Source organism: Stutzerimonas sp. KH-1 (assembly GCF_054483855.1).
The window spans coordinates 2,363,132-2,381,277 of record NZ_CM137011.1 but is presented as its reverse complement, the minus strand read 5'-3'; the positions used below and the strand labels follow the sequence as shown (position 1 = coordinate 2,381,277).

20 protein-coding genes are annotated in these 18,146 nt (G+C 62.1%); 14 read left to right on the top strand and 6 right to left on the bottom strand.

The genetic code is table 11. The annotated features are described in order from the left end of the window. Window positions 1-24 precede the first annotated feature (24 nt). Window positions 25-1,206: a formate-dependent phosphoribosylglycinamide formyltransferase gene (gene purT / locus ACX1DW_RS11485; protein WP_133456085.1), complete on the top strand. Its 1,182-nt coding sequence runs from the start codon at window positions 25-27 to the stop codon at window positions 1,204-1,206. A gap of 30 nt (window positions 1,207-1,236) precedes the next feature. Here the strand turns inward: purT and ACX1DW_RS11480 are convergent, their stop codons facing one another. Both ACX1DW_RS11480 and ACX1DW_RS11475 read right to left on the bottom strand, forming a co-directional pair. After that, window positions 1,237-2,523: an HlyC/CorC family transporter gene (locus ACX1DW_RS11480; protein ID WP_458993378.1), complete on the bottom strand. Its 1,287-nt coding sequence runs from the start codon at window positions 2,521-2,523 to the stop codon at window positions 1,237-1,239. A gap of 15 nt (window positions 2,524-2,538) precedes the next feature. Next, the gene (locus ACX1DW_RS11475; protein WP_063544701.1) at window positions 2,539-3,339 is read right to left on the bottom strand and encodes a cytochrome C assembly family protein; all 801 of its coding nucleotides are present in this window, start codon (window positions 3,337-3,339) and stop codon (window positions 2,539-2,541) included. A gap of 220 nt (window positions 3,340-3,559) precedes the next feature. Here ACX1DW_RS11475 and ffh point away from each other — a divergent pair, with 220 nt between their 5' ends. The 10 genes from ffh (at window position 3,560) to thrC (ending at window position 12,519) form a co-directional block, all read left to right on the top strand. Then, window positions 3,560-4,936, top strand: coding sequence for a signal recognition particle protein (ffh, locus tag ACX1DW_RS11470; protein WP_102840672.1), 1,377 nt, complete (start codon window positions 3,560-3,562; stop codon window positions 4,934-4,936). 194 nt (window positions 4,937-5,130) lie between these two features. Further along, window positions 5,131-5,382: a 30S ribosomal protein S16 gene (rpsP, locus tag ACX1DW_RS11465; protein WP_011912373.1), complete on the top strand. Its 252-nt coding sequence runs from the start codon at window positions 5,131-5,133 to the stop codon at window positions 5,380-5,382. Window positions 5,383-5,386: 4 nt separating this feature from the next. Further along, window positions 5,387-5,923: a ribosome maturation factor RimM gene (gene rimM / locus ACX1DW_RS11460; protein ID WP_125868351.1), complete on the top strand. Its 537-nt coding sequence runs from the start codon at window positions 5,387-5,389 to the stop codon at window positions 5,921-5,923. 5 nt (window positions 5,924-5,928) lie between these two features. Further along, window positions 5,929-6,681: a tRNA (guanosine(37)-N1)-methyltransferase TrmD gene (trmD, locus tag ACX1DW_RS11455; protein ID WP_133456082.1), complete on the top strand. Its 753-nt coding sequence runs from the start codon at window positions 5,929-5,931 to the stop codon at window positions 6,679-6,681. Between the two features lie 44 nt (window positions 6,682-6,725). Then, entirely contained in the window at window positions 6,726-7,076 is a 351-nt protein-coding gene (rplS, locus tag ACX1DW_RS11450; protein ID WP_015277862.1) for a 50S ribosomal protein L19, read from the top strand. A gap of 175 nt (window positions 7,077-7,251) precedes the next feature. Beyond that, window positions 7,252-8,148, top strand: a complete 897-nt coding sequence (gene xerD, locus ACX1DW_RS11445; protein WP_200600022.1) for a site-specific tyrosine recombinase XerD — start codon at window positions 7,252-7,254, stop codon at window positions 8,146-8,148. Between the two features lie 157 nt (window positions 8,149-8,305). Beyond that, complete coding sequence (locus ACX1DW_RS11440) at window positions 8,306-9,031, top strand: disulfide isomerase DsbC N-terminal domain-containing protein (RefSeq protein WP_125868354.1); 726 nt, start codon at window positions 8,306-8,308, stop codon at window positions 9,029-9,031. A gap of 100 nt (window positions 9,032-9,131) precedes the next feature. Further along, the gene (locus tag ACX1DW_RS11435; protein WP_156244443.1) at window positions 9,132-9,629 is read left to right on the top strand and encodes a GFA family protein; all 498 of its coding nucleotides are present in this window, start codon (window positions 9,132-9,134) and stop codon (window positions 9,627-9,629) included. Window positions 9,630-9,733: 104 nt separating this feature from the next. Further along, window positions 9,734-11,038 (top strand): homoserine dehydrogenase, encoded by a 1,305-nt coding sequence (locus tag ACX1DW_RS11430; RefSeq protein WP_063544715.1) that lies wholly within the window; start codon window positions 9,734-9,736, stop codon window positions 11,036-11,038. Between the two features lie 71 nt (window positions 11,039-11,109). Further along, a complete protein-coding gene (thrC, locus tag ACX1DW_RS11425) occupies window positions 11,110-12,519 on the top strand; it encodes a threonine synthase (protein ID WP_102840676.1) in 1,410 nt (469 codons plus the stop codon). A 102-nt stretch (window positions 12,520-12,621) separates the two neighbouring features. Here thrC and rnt read toward each other — a convergent pair whose 3' ends face one another. After that, window positions 12,622-13,296 (bottom strand): ribonuclease T, encoded by a 675-nt coding sequence (gene rnt / locus ACX1DW_RS11420; protein ID WP_200600020.1) that lies wholly within the window; start codon window positions 13,294-13,296, stop codon window positions 12,622-12,624. Next, the gene (gene pyrC, locus ACX1DW_RS11415; RefSeq protein WP_200600019.1) at window positions 13,293-14,336 is read right to left on the bottom strand and encodes a dihydroorotase; all 1,044 of its coding nucleotides are present in this window, start codon (window positions 14,334-14,336) and stop codon (window positions 13,293-13,295) included. The genes rnt and pyrC overlap by 4 nt, the downstream gene beginning before the upstream one ends. 162 nt (window positions 14,337-14,498) lie before the next feature. On the opposite strand from pyrC, the gene ACX1DW_RS11410 reads away from it, so the two are divergent. The 3 genes from ACX1DW_RS11410 to gloA all read left to right on the top strand — a co-directional run bounded on the left by ACX1DW_RS11410 (window position 14,499) and on the right by gloA (window position 17,180). After that, window positions 14,499-15,392: a flagellar protein MotY gene (locus ACX1DW_RS11410; protein ID WP_200600018.1), complete on the top strand. Its 894-nt coding sequence runs from the start codon at window positions 14,499-14,501 to the stop codon at window positions 15,390-15,392. Window positions 15,393-15,474: 82 nt separating this feature from the next. Continuing rightward, complete coding sequence (locus tag ACX1DW_RS11405) at window positions 15,475-16,692, top strand: argininosuccinate synthase (RefSeq protein WP_102840679.1); 1,218 nt, start codon at window positions 15,475-15,477, stop codon at window positions 16,690-16,692. Between the two features lie 95 nt (window positions 16,693-16,787). Next, window positions 16,788-17,180, top strand: coding sequence for a lactoylglutathione lyase (gloA, locus tag ACX1DW_RS11400; RefSeq protein ID WP_013982060.1), 393 nt, complete (start codon window positions 16,788-16,790; stop codon window positions 17,178-17,180). 39 nt (window positions 17,181-17,219) lie between these two features. Here gloA and ACX1DW_RS11395 read toward each other — a convergent pair whose 3' ends face one another. Continuing rightward, window positions 17,220-17,399, bottom strand: a complete 180-nt coding sequence (locus tag ACX1DW_RS11395; protein ID WP_013982061.1) for a PA3496 family putative envelope integrity protein — start codon at window positions 17,397-17,399, stop codon at window positions 17,220-17,222. 108 nt (window positions 17,400-17,507) lie between these two features. After that, window positions 17,508-18,146, bottom strand: a complete 639-nt coding sequence (gene nth / locus ACX1DW_RS11390; protein WP_458993377.1) for an endonuclease III — start codon at window positions 18,144-18,146, stop codon at window positions 17,508-17,510.

The following is an 18,146-nucleotide window of genomic DNA, read 5'->3' as shown; positions in this document are numbered from 1 at the left end:
CCTTCACAAACGACGAGGAACTCCATGCCAACGATAGGCACCCCGCTGTCTCCCAGCGCCACGCGCATCCTGCTCTGCGGCTGTGGAGAGTTGGGCAAGGAGCTGGTCATCGAATTGCAGCGTCTCGGCGTTGAAGTGATCGCCGTGGATCGCTATGCCAATGCCCCGGCGATGCAGGTTGCGCATCGCAGCCATGTGATCGACATGCTCGATGGCGCAAAACTGCGTGCCGTGATCGAACAGGAGCGGCCGCATTACATCGTGCCGGAGATCGAGGCTATCGCAACCGCCACGCTGGTGAAGCTGGAGGGCGAAGGCTATACGGTGATCCCGACGGCCCGGGCGGCGCAGCTGACGATGAACCGTGAGGGGATTCGTCGTCTGGCCGCCGAGGAGCTGGGGCTGCCTACCTCGCCCTATCGCTTTGCCGACTCGCTGGATGAGTGCCGTGCCGCGGCGCAGGCGCTGGGCTTTCCATGCCTGATCAAGCCGGTAATGAGCTCTTCGGGCAAGGGGCAGTCCGTGCTGCGCAGTGCCGAGGATATCGAGGCGGCCTGGGACTATGCGCAGGCCGGCGGTCGCGCGGGGCGCGGTCGGGTCATCGTCGAGGGTTTCATCGATTTCGATTACGAGATCACCCTCCTGACGGTGCGGCATGCCGGCGGCACCAGCTTCTGCGAGCCGGTCGGGCATCGACAGGAAAAAGGCGACTATCAGGAGTCCTGGCAACCGCAGCCCATGGCGCCGGCGGCGCTGGCCGAGGCGCAGCGCATCGCATTGGCCGTGACCGATGCGCTCGGTGGCCGCGGGATCTTCGGTGTCGAACTGTTCGTCAAGGGCGACCAGGTGTGGTTCTGTGAGGTATCACCGCGGCCTCACGACACCGGGCTGGTCACGCTGGTCTCGCAGGATTTGTCCGAGTTTGCGCTGCATGCACGCGCGATCCTCGGCCTGCCGATTCCGGTCATTCGCCAGCTGGGTCCGGCAGCGTCGGCTGTGGTGCTGGTGGAAGGGGAGTCGACTCAGGTGAGCTTCGGTAACCTCGCGGCGGTGCTGGCCGAGCCGGATACCGGGCTGCGTCTGTTTGGCAAGCCTGGCGTCAGCGGTCAGCGCCGCATGGGCGTGGCGCTGGCACGAGACGTCGCCATCGATGCGGCTCGGCAGAAGGCACTGCGCGCGGCAGCAGCGGTGAAGGTCGATCTCTGAGTACGGCGGAGCCGGCTTTGCGCCGCCTCCTTAGTCTGTTTGCTGCTCGGTCGATGGCGTCGCGTTGATGGTCCAGGCGCGCACGCTTTTCACCCGATTGTCGGCCGCCTGGAGGATCTCCAGGCGATAGTCGCCGATCTGCAGGCAGATGCCGCTGTCGGGGATGTGTTCCAGTGCTTCGGTGATCAGGCCGTTGAGCGTCTTGGGTCCGTCGCAGGGTAGTTGCCAATCCAGCGCTCGGTTCACCTCGCGGATGTAGGCCGCGCCATCGATCACCAGCGTGCCGTCATCCTGAGGATGGATGTCCGGGCTGCGCAAGGCGTCCTGATTGCTGAACTCGCCGACGATCTCTTCGAGAATGTCCTCGAGCGTGACGACGCCGCGGACATCGCCATACTCATCCACGACGATGCCGATCCGTCGCTTCTGTTTCTGGAAGTTCAGCAGTTGAGTCGACAGCGGCGTGTTCTCCGGCACGAAATAGGGTTCGGTGCAGGCGGCGAGCAGGCTCTCCTTGGTCAGCTGATCATGACTGAGCAGGCGAGCAATCTGTCGCATATGGACGATGCCTTCGATCTGATTGATGTCGTTGCAGAAGACCGGCAGGCGGGTGTGTGGGGTGGTGCGCAGCTGGCTGATGATCGCTTCCAGATCATCGTCCAGATCGATGCCGGTGACCTCGTTTCGCGGGATCATGATGTCGTCGACGGTCACCCGCTCCAGATCGAGAATGCCCAGCAGCATGCTCTGGCGGTTCAGCGGCAGGTCACTGCCGGATTCGCGCACCACGCTACGCAATTCCTCGGTGGAAAGGCTGTCATTGCCCTTGTTGGACAGGTCTACGCCAAGCAGCCGGAGCAGTCCATTGCTTACCCAGCCGAGCAAGGCGACCAGCGGATAGAGGACCTTCTGCAGCATCAGCAGCGGCAGGCTGACCGGATAGGCGATGATCTCCGGGCGCAATGCGGCCAGGGTCTTGGGTGTGATTTCTCCGAATACCAACAGAACGATGGTCAGGCCGATGGTGGCGATGGCGATGCCGGCTTCCCCCCACAACTGCATGGCGAGCACGGTGGCAATGGAGGAGGCGAGGATGTTGACGAAGTTGTTGCCGACCAGGATGGTGCCAAGCAGGCGGTCTGGATGGGCCAGCAGGCTGCTGGCGCGACGTGCGCCCTTGTGTCCTTCCTTGGCTTGATGCCTCAGTCGATAGCGGTTGAGGCTGAGCATGCCGGTCTCGGAGCTGGAGAAGAACGCCGAGCACAGCAGCAGAAATACCAGTAGGCCGAGCAGAAAGCCGGGATGTAGATCTTCCACGAGTTGGCCTGTTCGTCAGATGTGCAGGATGAATTCGCGGACCAGCTTGCTGCCGAAATACGCCAGCATCAGCAGGCAGAACCCAGCCAGTGTCCAGCGGATCGCCTTGTAGCCACGCCAGCCGAGCTGGTGTCGTCCCCACAGCAGCAGCCCGAAAACCACCCAGGCGACCACCGAGAGCAGTGTCTTGTGGACCAGATGCTGAGCGAAAAGATCGTCGAGAAACAGCCAGCCGGACACCAGGGAGGCGGACAGCAGCCCCCAGCCCGCCCATAGAAAACCGAACAGCAAGCTTTCCATGGTCTGCAGGGGAGGGAAGTTACGGATCAGTCCTGACGGGTGCTTGTGCTTGAGATGGTGGTCCTGCAGTAACAGCAGCAAGGCCTGGAACACGGCAATGGTCAGCATGCCGTACGCGAGTATCGAAAGGAGGATGTGCGCCAGTATTCCCGGTTCTTCGGCGATCGCTGGCGCAGTGCCGGATGGCGCGAACTGGGCAAAGAGTACGGTCAGGCAACCCAGGGGAAAGAGCAGCAGGAGCAGGTTCTCCACCGGCATCCGGTGGAGAGCCAGAAGGATCAGTAGGATCACGGCGGCGGCAATCAGGCTCGAAGCCGTGAAGAAGTCCAGATGCAGGCCGCTGGGGGAGATGAGCTGGACGAACAGGCTGACGCTATGGGCGAGCAAGGCGAGTACGCCGGCGGCCAGCAGCAGCCGTTTGTCCGGGACCGCACGCTGCGCCAGACGCAGACTTTGGTAACCCGCGGCGCCAGCGTAGAGAACGGCCGCAGCGAGGCTGGGTAGCAGAGGAAGCATAGGTTCCGGTAACGAGCTCGAAAGGTCGTGAGTGTGGCACAAACGTCGGGGGCACAAAAGTCGCGTCGGGGTACGGATCGCCGCAGCTGGCGTCACTGTTTCATTCGCAGCAGGCTGCAGCGGGTGCCACATTATCGAAAACCGCGGCGATCGGGGTACCGGCCCGATGCTTCCACCTTCTATAATCGCGCCCTTCAGCACATCCAGCGTGGAATGGCTCATGTTCGAAAACCTAACCGATCGCCTCTCACAAACGCTTCGCCACGTCACGGGCAAGGCCAAGCTGACCGAGGACAACATCAAGGACACCCTGCGTGAGGTGCGGATGGCCCTGCTCGAGGCCGACGTCGCGCTGCCGGTGGTCAAGGAGTTCGTCAATCGGGTCAAGGAGCGCGCAGTCGGCACCGAGGTATCGAAGAGCCTGACGCCGGGGCAGGCGTTCGTGAAGATCGTCCGCGCCGAGCTGGAAGAACTGATGGGCGCCGCCAATGAGGATCTGGCGTTGAATGTCGCGCCGCCGGCGGTGGTGCTCATGGCCGGCCTTCAGGGCGCGGGCAAGACCACGACAGTGGGCAAGCTGGCGCGCTTCCTCAAGGAGCGCAAGAAGAAGTCGGTGCTGGTGGTCTCGGCCGACGTCTATCGCCCAGCGGCGATCAAGCAGCTCGAGACGCTGGCGGGCGAAGTCGGCGTGACCTTCTTCCCGTCCGACACCAGCCAGAAGCCGGTGGATATCGCCCAGGCGGCGATTCGCGAAGCCAAGCTCAAGTTCATCGACGTGGTGCTGGTGGATACCGCGGGTCGTCTGGCAATCGATGCCGAGATGATGGCGGAGATCCAGGCCGTCCACGCCGCGATCAAGCCGGCCGAGACATTGTTCGTGGTCGACGCCATGACCGGTCAGGACGCGGCGAACACCGCCCGTGCGTTCGGCGATGCGCTGCCGCTGACCGGTGTCGTGCTGACCAAGGTCGATGGCGATGCCCGTGGTGGTGCAGCGCTTTCCGTGCGTCATGTGACCGGCAAGCCGATCAAGTTCCTCGGCATGGGTGAAAAGAGCGACGCGCTGGAGCCCTTCCATCCAGATCGAATCGCCTCCCGCATCCTCGGTATGGGCGACGTGCTCAGCCTTATCGAGCAGGCCGAGCAGACACTGGATCGCGAGAAGGCGGAGAAGCTCACCAAGAAGCTGAAGAAGGGCAAGGGCTTCGATCTCGAAGACTTCCGCGATCAGCTGCAGCAGATGAAAAACATGGGCGGGCTGGGCGGCCTGATGGACAAGCTGCCATCCATCGGCGGCGTCAACCTGTCACAGATGGGGCATGCCCAGGGCGCGGCGGAGAAGCAGTTCAAGCAGATGGAAGCGATCATCAACTCGATGACGCCAGCCGAGCGGCGCAACCCGGACATCATCAGTGGCTCGCGCAAGCGACGTATTGCCATGGGCTCCGGCACTCAGGTGCAGGACATCGGTCGTCTCATCAAGCAACACAAGCAGATGCAGAAGATGATGAAGAAGGTCACCGGCAAGGGCGGCATGGCCAAAATGATGCGCGGTATGGGCGGCATGTTCCCCGGCGGCGGGATGCCCAAGTTCTAGGTCTGTGGCTGCGATTGCGCAAGGTTGGCGCCAGCGCTGGCGCACGCCCGCGTCCGGCGCGCTGGACGGCTGCGCGCCTCTAGCAAAAGAGTTTGCAAAATTCCCGGTATTCCTTAAAATGTGCGGCCTTTCGGGCCCAGGCCCATTTTAAGTGTGTGCCTTAAGTTAGCACCGACTACAGGAACGATGTTCACATGGTAACTATTCGTCTCGCCCGTGGCGGCTCCAAGAAGCGCCCTTTCTACCACCTGACCGTGACCAACAGCCGCAACCCGCGTGATGGTCGCTTCGTCGAGCGCATCGGTTTCTTCAATCCGATCGCCACTGGTGCGGAAGTGAAGCTCTCTGTCAATCAGGAGCGCGCTGCTTACTGGCTGAGCCAGGGCGCACAGCCGTCTGAGCGCGTTGCTCAGCTGCTGAAGGAAGCTGCCAAGGCCGCTGCCTGAGTCTATGAGCGCAATGTCTGCCCCGAGCGATGATCTGGTCGTCATCGGCAAGATCGTTTCGGTGCATGGCGTGCGCGGTGACGTGAAGGTCTATTCCTTCACCGATCCGATCGACAATCTGCTGGACTATCGTCGCTGGACGCTGAGGCGAGGTGACGAAGTCAAGCAGGTCGAGTTGGTCAAGGGGCGCCTCCAGGGCAAGGTTCTGGTGGCTTCGCTGAAAGGACTGACCGATCGAGAGGTGGCGCGTACCTACGCCGACTTTGAGATTTGCGTTCCACGCAGCGAACTGCCCGCGCTGGATGACGGTGAGTACTACTGGTATCAGCTTCAAGGTTTGAAGGTGCTCAATCAGGCCGGGCAGTTGCTTGGTCAGGTCGATCACCTGCTCGAGACCGGAGCCAACGATGTTCTGGTCGTGAAGCCTTGCGCTGGAAGCCTCGATGATCGTGAGCGACTGCTGCCCTATACGGATCACTGCGTCTTGAAGGTCGATCTGGAATCGGGCGAGATGCAGGTCGACTGGGATGCGGACTTCTGAACGGCATGGCCGCATTGCGCGTTGAAGTCATCAGTCTGTTCCCGGGTATGTTCGCAGCCATCAGCGAGTATGGGATTACCAGTCGTGCGGTGAAGCAAGGGTTGTTGCAGTTGAGCTGCTGGAATCCCAGGAGCTACACCGAAGACCGTCATCAGACGGTGGATGACCGCCCATTCGGTGGCGGCCCCGGCATGGTGATGAAGATCAAACCGCTCGAGCTGGCGTTGGTCGATGCCAAACGCGCCGCGGGCGGCAAGGCGAAGGTGATCTACCTTTCGCCGCAAGGGCGTCAGCTGAAACAGGCGGATGTCCGCGAGCTGGCGAATGAGGATGCGTTGATTCTCATCGCCGGTCGCTATGAAGGTATCGACGAGCGTTTCATTGAAGCGCACGTAGACGAGGAATGGTCGATCGGTGACTACGTACTGTCCGGCGGCGAGCTGCCGGCGATGGTGCTGATCGATGCCGTGACCAGGTTGCTTCCGGGCGCCTTGGGTCATGCTGGTTCCGCCGAGGAGGACTCGTTTACCGACGGCCTGCTCGACTGTCCGCATTACACGCGACCTGAGGTGTATGCGGGTAAATGTGTTCCTGAGGTGCTGCTCAGCGGCAACCACGAACACATCCGGCGCTGGCGCTTGCAGCAGTCCCTTGGTCGGACCTGGGAGCGCCGCGCCGATCTTCTGGATAGCCGCTCGCTTTCTGGAGAAGAACAAAAGCTGTTGGCGGAATACATCCGTCAGCGGAACGATAGTTAACGTATCGATGGCAACCCGGTGGGTTGACCTTAGGAGCACACAGCATGACCAACAAGATCATTCAGCAGCTCGAAGCCGAGCAGATGACCAAGGAAATCCCGCCGTTCGCGCCGGGTGACACCGTTATCGTTCAGGTGAAGGTGAAGGAAGGCGAGCGTCAGCGTCTGCAGGCCTTCGAAGGCGTCGTGATCGGCAAGCGTAACCGCGGCCTGAACAGCGCTTTCACCGTTCGCAAGATTTCCAACGGCGTTGGCGTCGAGCGTACCTTCCAGAGCTACAGCCCGATGGTCGACAGCATCAGCGTCAAGCGTCGCGGTGACGTGCGCAAGGCCAAGCTGTACTACCTCCGCGCGCTGTCCGGCAAGGCCGCCCGCATCAAGGAAAAGCTGGTCTAAGACCGCTTTTCCCGCTTCGAAGAAAAGCAGCCTCCGGGCTGCTTTTTTTTTAAGCGCACCTCCCCTCGGGCCGCAGTCTGCTCGCAGCGAGCGGTAACCGTCGACGGCACTGGCACTGGCACTGGCTAAGTGGCGTGTGGAAAACTGGTACCTCCCATTCCGTCTCGAAGTCGCCATGCCCGCTCTCGACGATCCCATTATCGACCGCTACCTCGATGCGCTGTGGCTGGAAAAAGGCCTGGCCGACAACAGCCGGGAAGCCTACCGCAGCGATCTGGCACTGTTTAACGCATGGTTGCATGAGCGCGGGGGCCGGTTGTCGACCGCGGGTCGTGAGGTCATCCTCGATCACCTCGCCTGGCGTCTGGACAATGGCTACAAGGCGCGTTCCACGGCGCGCTTCCTGTCTGGGTTGCGCGGCTTCTATCGCTACCTGCTGCGCGAGGGCGACATATCGCTGGATCCGACATTGCGTGTGGATCTGCCGCGCCTTGGGCGTCCCTTGCCCAAGGCGCTGTCTGAGGCTGACGTGGAGGCGCTGCTGGCAGCACCCGATGTCGAGGATCCGCTGGGATTGCGCGACCGGGCGATGCTCGAGGTGCTGTATGCGTGTGGGTTGCGCGTAACCGAACTGATCGGCCTGACGCTGGAGCAGGTCAGCTTGCGTCAGGGCGTGTTGCGAACCTTCGGCAAGGGCAACAAGGAGCGCCTGGTACCGCTGGGTGACGAGGCGCTGCATTGGTTGGAGCGCTATCAGCGCGATGCGCGCGGCCTGTTGCTTGTCGGCAAGGCCAGCGATGTGCTGTTTCCCAGTCAGCGTGGCGATCAGATGACGCGGCAGACCTTCTGGCACCGGGTCAAGCTGCACGCCAAGGCGGCCGGAATCGCTACCTCTATCTCGCCGCATACCCTGCGCCACGCATTCGCCACACACCTTCTCAACCATGGTGCGGATTTGCGGACCGTGCAGATGTTGCTCGGGCATAGCGATCTGTCCACTACGCAGATCTATACCCATATCGCCCGCGCCCGGCTTCAGGAGCTGCACGCGGCCCATCATCCACGTGGCTAGCCGGGTCACATGCCTGCCGCCGATCGCGCATCAGTCGATGCGTGCCTCGTTTGCATCAACTGCCGGCAGGCCGGTGGGAGAAGCGGCTAGCAGTTTGAGCGCGATGCCTATGGTAGTCTTTGCCCCTTCCCTTAGATCGCCGCTGCCAGGAGTTTCCATGGGCGTGATTCGTTTGTTCGCTGCCGCCTCTATCGGCCTGGCCAGCACTCTTGCCACTGCTGCCGACCCTGATCAGGCGATTCGCCAGGCGTTGCAGAAAATTCAGCCGGACATGCCGATCGAGGCCGTAGCGGAAAGTCCGATGCCGGGTGTCTATCAGGTTCAGCTGGAAGGCGGGCGCCAGCTCTATGCTAGCCCGGACGGGCAATTCGTGATTCAGGGCTATCTCTATCAGTTCCAGAATGGTCAGGCTGTCAATCTCACCGAGTTGGCGCAGAGCAAGTCGGTGGCCAAGCAGATCAACTCGATCCCGCAAAGCGAGATGGTGGTGTTTTCGCCAAAAGAACCGAAGACCCATATCACCGTGTTCACCGATACCGACTGCGGCTACTGCCAGAAGCTGCACAGCGAAGTGCCGCAGCTGAACCGCCTCGGCGTCGAGGTGCGCTATGTAGCCTTTCCACGCCAAGGCATGGGTAGCCATGGTGCCAATACGCTGACCAGTGTGTGGTGCGCCAAGGATCGCCAGGATGCGATGAACAAGGCCAAGGCCCGTGAGGAGCTGCCGGCAGCCAGTTGCGAGACGCCGATCGCCAAGCAGTATCAGCTCGGCCAGATGATCGGCGTGCAGGGCACTCCCGCCATTATTCTCGCCAATGGGCAGATGATCCCGGGCTATCAGCCGGCTGCGCAGCTGGCTGACGTGGCGCTCAAGGCGGAGTAAGTCTGGCCGGCGGTCCGAATGTGCCGCCTCGACCGGGGAAGGCAGGAACTGGACGGCATGCTGCGTTCAAAGCTTGAGGGCTCTGAACGAGGTCGTCGTAATGAAGCTGAAAGGTTCCTGCCATTGCCAGGCTGTGCGATTCACCCTTGAGTCGGCGCAGCCATATCCATTCATGCGCTGTTACTGCTCGATCTGCCGCAAGACTGCGGGCGGGGGCGGTTATGCCATCAATCTGGGTGGCGACTATCGAACCCTGAAGGTCGAAGGGCGCGAGCATTTGGGTGTCTACCAGGCGCGTCTCGTCGATGCCGAAACCGGAGAGGTCAAGGTCAGTGACGGCCGCCGACACTTCTGTCGAATCTGCGCCAGTGCGCTGTGGTTGTGGGATCCAAACTGGCCGGATCTGGTCCATCCTTTCGCTTCGGCGATCGATAGCGATCTGCCCGTGCCGCCCGAGCATACGCATCTCATGCTCGGCTCCAAGGCCGGCTGGGTGGAGCCGCAGATACAGACGCAGGATCGCTGTTATGCCGAGTACCCTGATGAATCGCTTGCGCAATGGCATCAACGGCTCGGGCTCGGTGGGTCGGCGCCTTAGCCGCGCGGCCGCGGCCGATTGACTAACGGCGGCTCCCTTCGTAATGTGCGACTCTTTTGTCGACCGGCAGGTCCGGTCGTTTCGCTGTGAATGGGGAGTTCAGCTTGAAACCGGTGAAAGTTGGCATCTGTGGGCTGGGGACCGTCGGTGGCGGTACCTTCAACGTGCTCAAACGCAACGCCGAGGAGATTGCCCGCCGTGCCGGGCGCGGAATCGAGGTTGCGCAGATTGCCACCCGGCATCCGAACCCCAAGTGCGACACTGGCGCAACATCTATTACCGCCGACGTCCTCGACGTCGTGAACAACCCGGAAATCGATATTGTCGTCGAGCTCATCGGTGGTTATACCCTTGCCAAGGAGCTGGTACTGCAAGCCATCGAGAACGGCAAGCACGTCGTCACGGCTAACAAGGCACTCATCGCGGTGCATGGCAACGAGATCTTTGCCAAGGCGCGCGAGAAGGGTGTCATCGTTGCCTTCGAGGCGTCCGTCGCGGGCGGGATTCCGGTAATCAAGGCCATTCGCGAGGGGCTGGCCGGCAATCGAATCAACTGGCTGGCCGGCATCATCAATGGCACGGGCAACTTCATCCTCACCGAGATGCGCGAGAAGGGACGCACCTTCGAAGACGTGCTCAAAGAAGCCCAGGAGCTCGGCTACGCGGAGGCCGACCCGACCTTCGACGTAGAAGGCATCGACGCGGCGCACAAGCTGACGATCCTGGCCTCCATCGCTTTCGGGATTCCGCTGCAGTTCGACAAGGCCTATACCGAAGGTATTGCGCGCCTGACCACGGCCGATGTGAACTATGCCGAGGCGCTGGGTTATCGCATCAAGCATCTGGGTGTGGCCCGACGCACCGATAGCGGCATCGAGTTGCGCGTCCATCCCACGCTCATTCCGGCTGATCGCCTGATCGCCAACGTCAACGGGGTGATGAACGCCGTGATGGTCAACGGCGATGCGGTTGGCAGCACACTCTACTACGGTGCCGGCGCCGGAATGGAGCCGACTGCTTCGGCAGTGGTGGCCGATCTGGTGGACGTTGCACGGGCGCTGACGACCGATCCGAACAACCGCGTGCCGCACCTGGCGTTCCAGCCTGACTCGCTGTCCGACCACCCGATTCTGCCGATCAGCGCCTGTGAAAGTGCCTACTACCTGCGCATCCAGGCCAAGGACCATCCGGGTGTTCTCGCTCAGGTGGCGACCATCCTCTCCGAGCGTGGCATCAATATCGAGTCGATCATGCAAAAGGAGGCCGAGGTTCAGGATGGCCTGGTTCCGGTCATACTCGTTACCCATCGAGTGGTCGAGCAGCGTATCGACGACGCCATCGCGGCGCTGGAAGCGCTCGAGGACGTGGTCGGGCAGGTCGTGCGTATCCGTGTCGAACAGCTGAACTAATCCGGCATCGGCGGGCCGGCGCAGGTGGTTTGCCTGCCCGTCGCCCGCAGCCAACACCGAAGGTTTGAATCATGCGTTACATCAGCACCCGTGGCCAAGCGCCGGCCCTGAACTTCGAAGACGTCCTGCTGGCGGGTCTGGCCACCGATGGTGGTCTCTATGTTCCGGAGAACCTGCCGCGGTTCACCGTCGAGGAAATCGCCTCCTGGGCTGGCCTGCCGTATCACGAGCTGGCCTTCCGGGTCATGCGCCCGTTTGTGGCTGGCAGCATTCCAGATGCGGATTTCAAGCGAATCCTCGAGGAAACCTACGGCGTCTTCGCCCATGGTGCCATCGCCCCGCTGCGCCAGCTGAACGGCAATGAATGGGTGCTCGAACTGTTCCATGGCCCGACCCTGGCGTTCAAGGACTTCGCCCTGCAGCTGCTCGGCCGTCTGCTCGACTACGTGCTGGCCAAGCGTGGCGAGCGCGTGGTGATCATGGGCGCCACCTCGGGTGATACCGGCTCGGCGGCCATCGAGGGCTGCCGCCGTTGCGAGAACGTCGACATCTTCATCCTGCACCCGCACCAGCGCGTGTCGGAAGTGCAGCGCCGGCAGATGACCACCATCCTCGGCGACAACATTCACAACATCGCCATCGAAGGCAACTTCGATGACTGCCAGGAGATGGTCAAGGCCAGCTTCGCCGATCAGGGGTTCCTCAAGGGCACCCGTCTGGTAGCGGTCAACTCGATCAACTGGGCGCGGATCATGGCCCAGATCGTCTACTACTTCCATGCCGCGCTGCAGCTGGGCGGTCCGGCGCGTTCGGTCGCCTTCTCGGTGCCGACCGGCAACTTCGGCGACATCTTTGCCGGTTACCTGGCGCGCAATATGGGGCTGCCGATCAATCAGCTGATCGTCGCCACCAACCGCAACGACATCCTGCATCGCTTCATGTCCGGCAACCGCTACGACAAGGACACCCTGCACCCGTCGCTGTCGCCTTCGATGGATATCATGGTGTCGTCGAACTTCGAGCGTTTGCTCTTCGACCTGCACGGACGTAACGGCAAGGCCGTGGCGGATCTGCTCGATGGCTTCCGTGCCAGCGGCAAGCTGTCGGTTGAGGAGGATCGCTGGACCGAAGCACGCCGGCTCTTCGACTCGCTGGCCGTGGACGACGAACAAACCTGTGCGACCATCGCCCAGGTGTTCAAGGAAACCGGCGAGGTACTCGATCCGCATACTGCCATCGGCGTGCATGCGGCCCGTGAATGCCGTCGTAGCCTGAACATCCCGATGGTGACCCTCGGCACTGCGCATCCGGTGAAATTCCCGGATGCAGTGGAGAAGGCGGGCATAGGTCAGGCGCTTGCGTTGCCGGCGCACCTTGCCGATCTGTTCGAGCGCAGCGAGCGTTGCACGGTGTTGCCGAACGAGCTCAAAGCGGTGCAGGCCTTCGTCGGCCAGCACGGCAACCGCGGCAAGCCGCTCTAAGCTGCGGTCAAACGAAAAAGGCCAGTCATGCGACTGGCCTTTTTCGTTCTGGCGTGGAGGCGGCGAGACAGAGCGTCGCCTCGGCTCCTCGGGCTGGCTCTGCTATTCGTCGAACTCTTCCCAGCCGCCCATTTCCTTCCAGCGGTTGACGATGCCGCAGAACAGTTCAGCGGTCTTCTCGGTGTCGTAGCGGGCCGAGTGGGCTTCACGGCCGTCGAAATCGATGCCCGCCGCCTGGCAGGCCTTGGCCAGCACGGTCTGCCCATAGGCGAGGCCGGCGAGGGTGGCGGTATCGAAGCTGGAGAAGGGGTGGAACGGGTTGCGCTTGATCTCGCAGCGGGCGATGGCCGCGTTGAGAAAGCCCAGGTCGAAGCTGCTGTTGTGCCCGACAAGGATCGCGCGTTTGCAGCCTGCCGATTTCACCGCCTTGCGCACGCTGCGGCAGATGTCCGTCATCGCCTGCAGCTCGGGGACGGCCATGCGCAGTGGGTGGTCGAGCTTGATGCCGGTGAATTCCAGCGCGGCAGGCTCGATGTTGGCGCCGGCGAAGGGCTCGACGCGATAGAACAGCATGTCCTGCGGGTAGAGCAGACCTTGTTCGTCCATGCCGATGGTCACGGCGGCGATTTCAAGCAGGGCATCGGTCGCGCTGTTGAAGCCACCGCATTCGACATCGATCACCACCGGAAGAAAACCACGGAAGCGCCGTGCCATGGGCGAGCGGGGCTTGCCGGGCAGGTGTTCTTCGAGTTCGTCTTCGAACTGCTCCTCACTCATGCGTTCGTCTCCAGGCGCCAGTGCAGGCGTTCGCCGGCTCGCAACGGTATGACGAGCTGCTCGCCGAACGGCAGGCTGGTTGGGACTTCCCACTCCTCGCGTACCAGCGTGATCTGGTCGGTATTGCGCGGCAGGCCATAGAAATCAGGACCGAAGTGGCTGGCAAAGGGTTCCAGCTTGTCCAGCGCCTGACGCTGCTCGAAGGCTTCGGCGTACAGCTCGATGGCGGCATGGGCGGTGTAGCAGCCGGCACAGCCGCAAGCGGCTTCCTTGGCATGCTGGGCATGGGGCGCCGAGTCGGTACCCAGGAAGAACTTCGGGTTGCCGCTGGTGGCAGCGTCCAGCAGGGCTTCCTGATGCAGGTTGCGCTTGAGCACCGGCAGGCAGAACAGATGTGGGCGAATGCCACCGACCAGCATGTGGTTGCGGTTGTACAGCAAATGATGGGCGGTGATGGTGGCGCCGACATTGGCTCCAGCTGCCTGGACGAACTGCACCGCGTCACGGGTGGTGATGTGTTCGAAGACCACCCGCAGCGTTGGGAACTTCGCGGTGACCCGGCTCAGCTGCTCGTCGATGAAGTACTTCTCTCGATCGAAAATATCGATCTCGCCGCGCGTGACCTCTCCGTGAACCAACAGCGGCATGCCGACTTCGGCCATGGTTTCCAGCACGTCGAAGACGTTGTCGATGGCGGTCACGCCGGAGGCCGAGTTGGTAGTGGCGCCGGCCGGGTAGAGTTTGACCGCATGGACGAAGCTGCTGGCCTTGGCGCGACGGATGTCGTCCGGCGTAGTGCTGTCGGTGAGGTAGAGCACCATGAGCGGCTCGAAACGGCTGCCGGCTGGGCGAGCGGCCAGAATGCGCTCACGGTAGGCCTCTGCCTCATCGGCGGTACGTACCGGTGGCACCAGGTTCGGCATGATGATGGCGCGGGCGAACTGGCGCGCAACGTCCGCGACGGTATGCGGCAGGACGGCGCCGTCACGCAGGTGAATGTGCCAGTCATCGGGGCGCAGCAGGGTGAGTCGGTCGGACATGCGGGCTTTCCAGGCGGGTGAAACGTGCGCGAATGCTACCGGAAAAGGGCGGTCGCGGCATCTTGCCTTCGTCTGCGAGCTGGATCGCTGACTGCACCGTGCTCAAGTTTGCTGGTTGGACACCGATACCTAGTTGGAACCAGCATCCTCCCGGAGCCCACCGTGCGCCTGCGCCCCCTCGTACTGATGTGCCTGCTCGCTTCACCGGCCAACGCGCTGACCTTTCAGACGCGGCTGGAGCGCGTGCAATGGCAAGTGGAGGGCGACCAGTTCGAGTGTCGGCTGATCCAGCCCATCGCCGGTTTTGGCAGCGGCCAGTTCGTGCGTCGGGCCGGCGAGCAGGCAATTTTCAGCCTGCATTCCCCGGAACGCTGGTTGGGCGCGGGCTCGGCCACGCTGCTGGCCGCTGCCGCGCCGTGGCAGCCGTCACGCAGCGATATCAACCTGGGCGTGGTGTCGATTGGTGGTGGCGATGTTCCGTTCAACAGCACGCAAGCGCAGGCCGGTCGCCTGCTCAGCGGACTGCTCGAAGGGCGCAGCCCGGTGGTGCGCCATCGTACGCAGCATGGCGGCGAAACACTGGAGATCCGCCTGCTACCGGCACGTTTCACCAAGGCTTACGAGGACTATCGCGCCTGCACGGCGAAACTGTTGCCGGTCAACTTTGATCAGGTGCGCCAATCGCAGATCGGCTTTCCCAGCAGCGATGTGGCGCTCGACGCGCTGGGACGTGCCAAGCTCGACATCATTCTGCAGTACCTGCGTGCCGACCCCAGCGTGAATCGCATCGAGCTCGACGGTCACTCCGACAATAGCGGCAATCGACTGGTCAATCGCGATCTGTCGAGACGCCGTGCGCTGGCCGTGCAGGAGTACCTGGTCGCCAGTGGCGTGCCACAGGAGCAGATCACCGTGCGCTTCCATGGCGAACGCTATCCCCTGGTGGCCAACAACAGTGAAGCCAATCGGGCCAAGAACCGGCGGGTTACCCTGCGTCTGCAGCGCGAAGCTGCGGCCGCTACGGCCTCGACCGAAGCAAGTGCGCCATCTTCCTGACTGCGCGTCCGCCGCCCCTGTAAAAGCAGCCCCGCGACCGGTAGAATCGCAGGTTTTCCGTACAACCCGTGGAGCTGATGGCATGGCGGACGTTAAGAAGGTAGTTCTGGCCTATTCCGGTGGCCTGGACACCTCGGTGATTCTCAAGTGGCTGCAAGACACCTACAACTGCGAAGTGGTGACCTTCACCGCTGACCTCGGCCAGGGCGAGGAAGTCGAGCCAGCGCGTGCCAAGGCACAGGCCCTGGGCGTCAAGGAAATCTATATCGATGATCTGCGCGAAGAGTTCGTTCGCGACTTCGTGTTCCCGATGTTCCGCGCCAACACCGTTTACGAAGGCGAGTATCTGCTGGGTACCTCCATCGCCCGTCCGCTGATCGCCAAGCGTCTGATCGAGATCGCCAACGAGACCGGCGCCGACGCCATCTCCCACGGTGCGACCGGCAAGGGCAACGATCAGGTGCGCTTCGAGCTGGGTGCCTACGCGCTCAAGCCGGGCGTCAAGGTCATTGCCCCCTGGCGCGAGTGGGACCTGCTGTCCCGCGAGAAGCTGATGGACTACGCCGAGAAGCACGCCATCCCGATCGAGCGCCACGGCAAGAAGAAGTCGCCGTACTCCATGGACGCCAACCTGCTGCACATCTCCTACGAGGGTGGCGTGCTGGAAGACACCTGGACCGAGCACGAAGAGGACATGTGGCGCTGGACCAAGTCCCCGGAAGCCGCGCCGGACACCCCGACCTACATCGAGCTGACCTACCGCAAGGGTGACATCGTTGCCATCGACGGCAAGGACATGACCCCGGCTCAGGTACTCACCGAACTCAACCGCATCGGTGGCGAGAACGGCATCGGTCGCCTGGATATCGTCGAGAACCGCTACGTCGGCATGAAGTCCCGCGGCTGCTACGAAACCCCCGGTGGCACCATCATGCTCAAGGCCCACCGCGCCATCGAGTCGATCACTCTGGACCGCGAAGTGGCTCATCTGAAAGACGAGCTGATGCCCAAGTACGCCAGCCTGATCTACAACGGCTACTGGTGGAGCCCGGAGCGCAGCATGCTGCAGCAGATGATCGACGCCTCTCAGGTCAACGTGAACGGTGTGGTGCGCCTGAAGCTGTACAAGGGCAATGTCATCGTGGTCGGCCGCAAGTCCGATGATTCGCTGTTCGATGCCAATATCGCGACCTTCGAGGAAGATGGCGGCGCCTACGATCAGGCCGACGCCGGTGGCTTCATCAAGCTCAACGCGCTGCGCATGCGCATCGCTGCGGGCAAGGGCCGTACCCAGTTCTGATAAGCTGGCGTACCCGAGCCTGACCGACCCCGGCCCTGTGCCGGGGTCTTGCTTTCTGCATGGCCACAAGCACTGCCGATGAGGAGAACCCGAACATGAGATTGCTGCATACCATGCTGCGCGTCGGCGACATGGAAAAATCCATCGCCTTCTATACCGAGGTGCTGGGCATGACCCTGCTGCGCCGCAAGGATTATCCGGAAGGCAAATTCACCCTGGCCTTCGTCGGCTACGGCGACGAGGCGCACAACAGCGTGATCGAGCTGACCCACAACTGGGGCGTGGAAAAATACGAGCTGGGCGACGGCTACGGGCATATCGCCCTGGAAGTCGAAGATGTCTACAAGGCCTGCGAAGACATCCGCGCCCGTGGCGGCAAGATCACCCGTGAGCCTGGGCCGATGAAGCATGGCTCCAGCATCCTGGCCTTCGTCGAAGACCCGGACGGCTACAAGATCGAGCTTCTATCGCCGACTCGGGCCGACTGAGCGGCAGGCATGAAAAAGCCCCTTTCGGGGCTTTTTCTTTTACAGATCGAAGTCGAAGTCGTTCAACTCTTTCTGCAGGCGTCGTTCCTCGAGCAGGTTGTCGATGATCCGGCGCTTGGTCAGATTGGTCTTGGCGACCTCGACAGGGGCTTCGCTGCTCTCGTCGTCATCTTCGGCGATGAAATCGTCTTCGATCTGGATATCTTCTTTCTCGGCCACTTGTTCACTCCAAGGCTACGGGGCGCTCTTGGCGCACCTTATAGCGGCAAATCTGGAGGCGGTAAAAAAGTTTTTTTCAATCGTGCAGCCAGCTTTTTCGCTATCCGCTCAATCGTCAGACGTCTTGTGCTTGTATTGGCAGAGGTCTTCGATCCGGCAGCTGCCGCACTGCGGTTTGCGCGCCTTGCAGACATAGCGACCATGCAGGATCAGCCAGTGATGCGCGTCCAGCAGGTACTCCTTCGGCACGAAGCGGATCAGCTTGCGCTCCACCTCCAGCACGTTTTTGCCGGGGGCGATTCCGGTGCGGTTGCTGACCCGGAAGATATGTGTATCCACTGCCATGGTGAACTGGCGGAAGGCGGTGTTCAGCACCACGTTGGCGGTCTTGCGACCCACTCCGGGTAATGCTTCCAACGCCTCGCGGTTGTCCGGTACCTGGCTGCCATGCTGCTCGATCAGGATGCGGCAGGTTTCGATGACATTCTTCGCCTTGCTCGGGTACAGGCCGATGGTGCGGATGTACTCGCACAGGCCATCGTAGCCGAGGGCATAGATGGCTTCCGGGGTATTGGCCACCGGGAACAGCTTGGCGGTGGCCTTGTTCACGCCGACGTCGGTGGCCTGAGCCGAGAGGATCACCGCGATCAGCAGCTCGAAGGGTGTGCTGTAGGCCAGCTCGGTCTTCGGCTCCGGATTGTCTTCATGAAAGCGGCGAAAGATTTCCCGGCGTTTCTCGGCATTCAT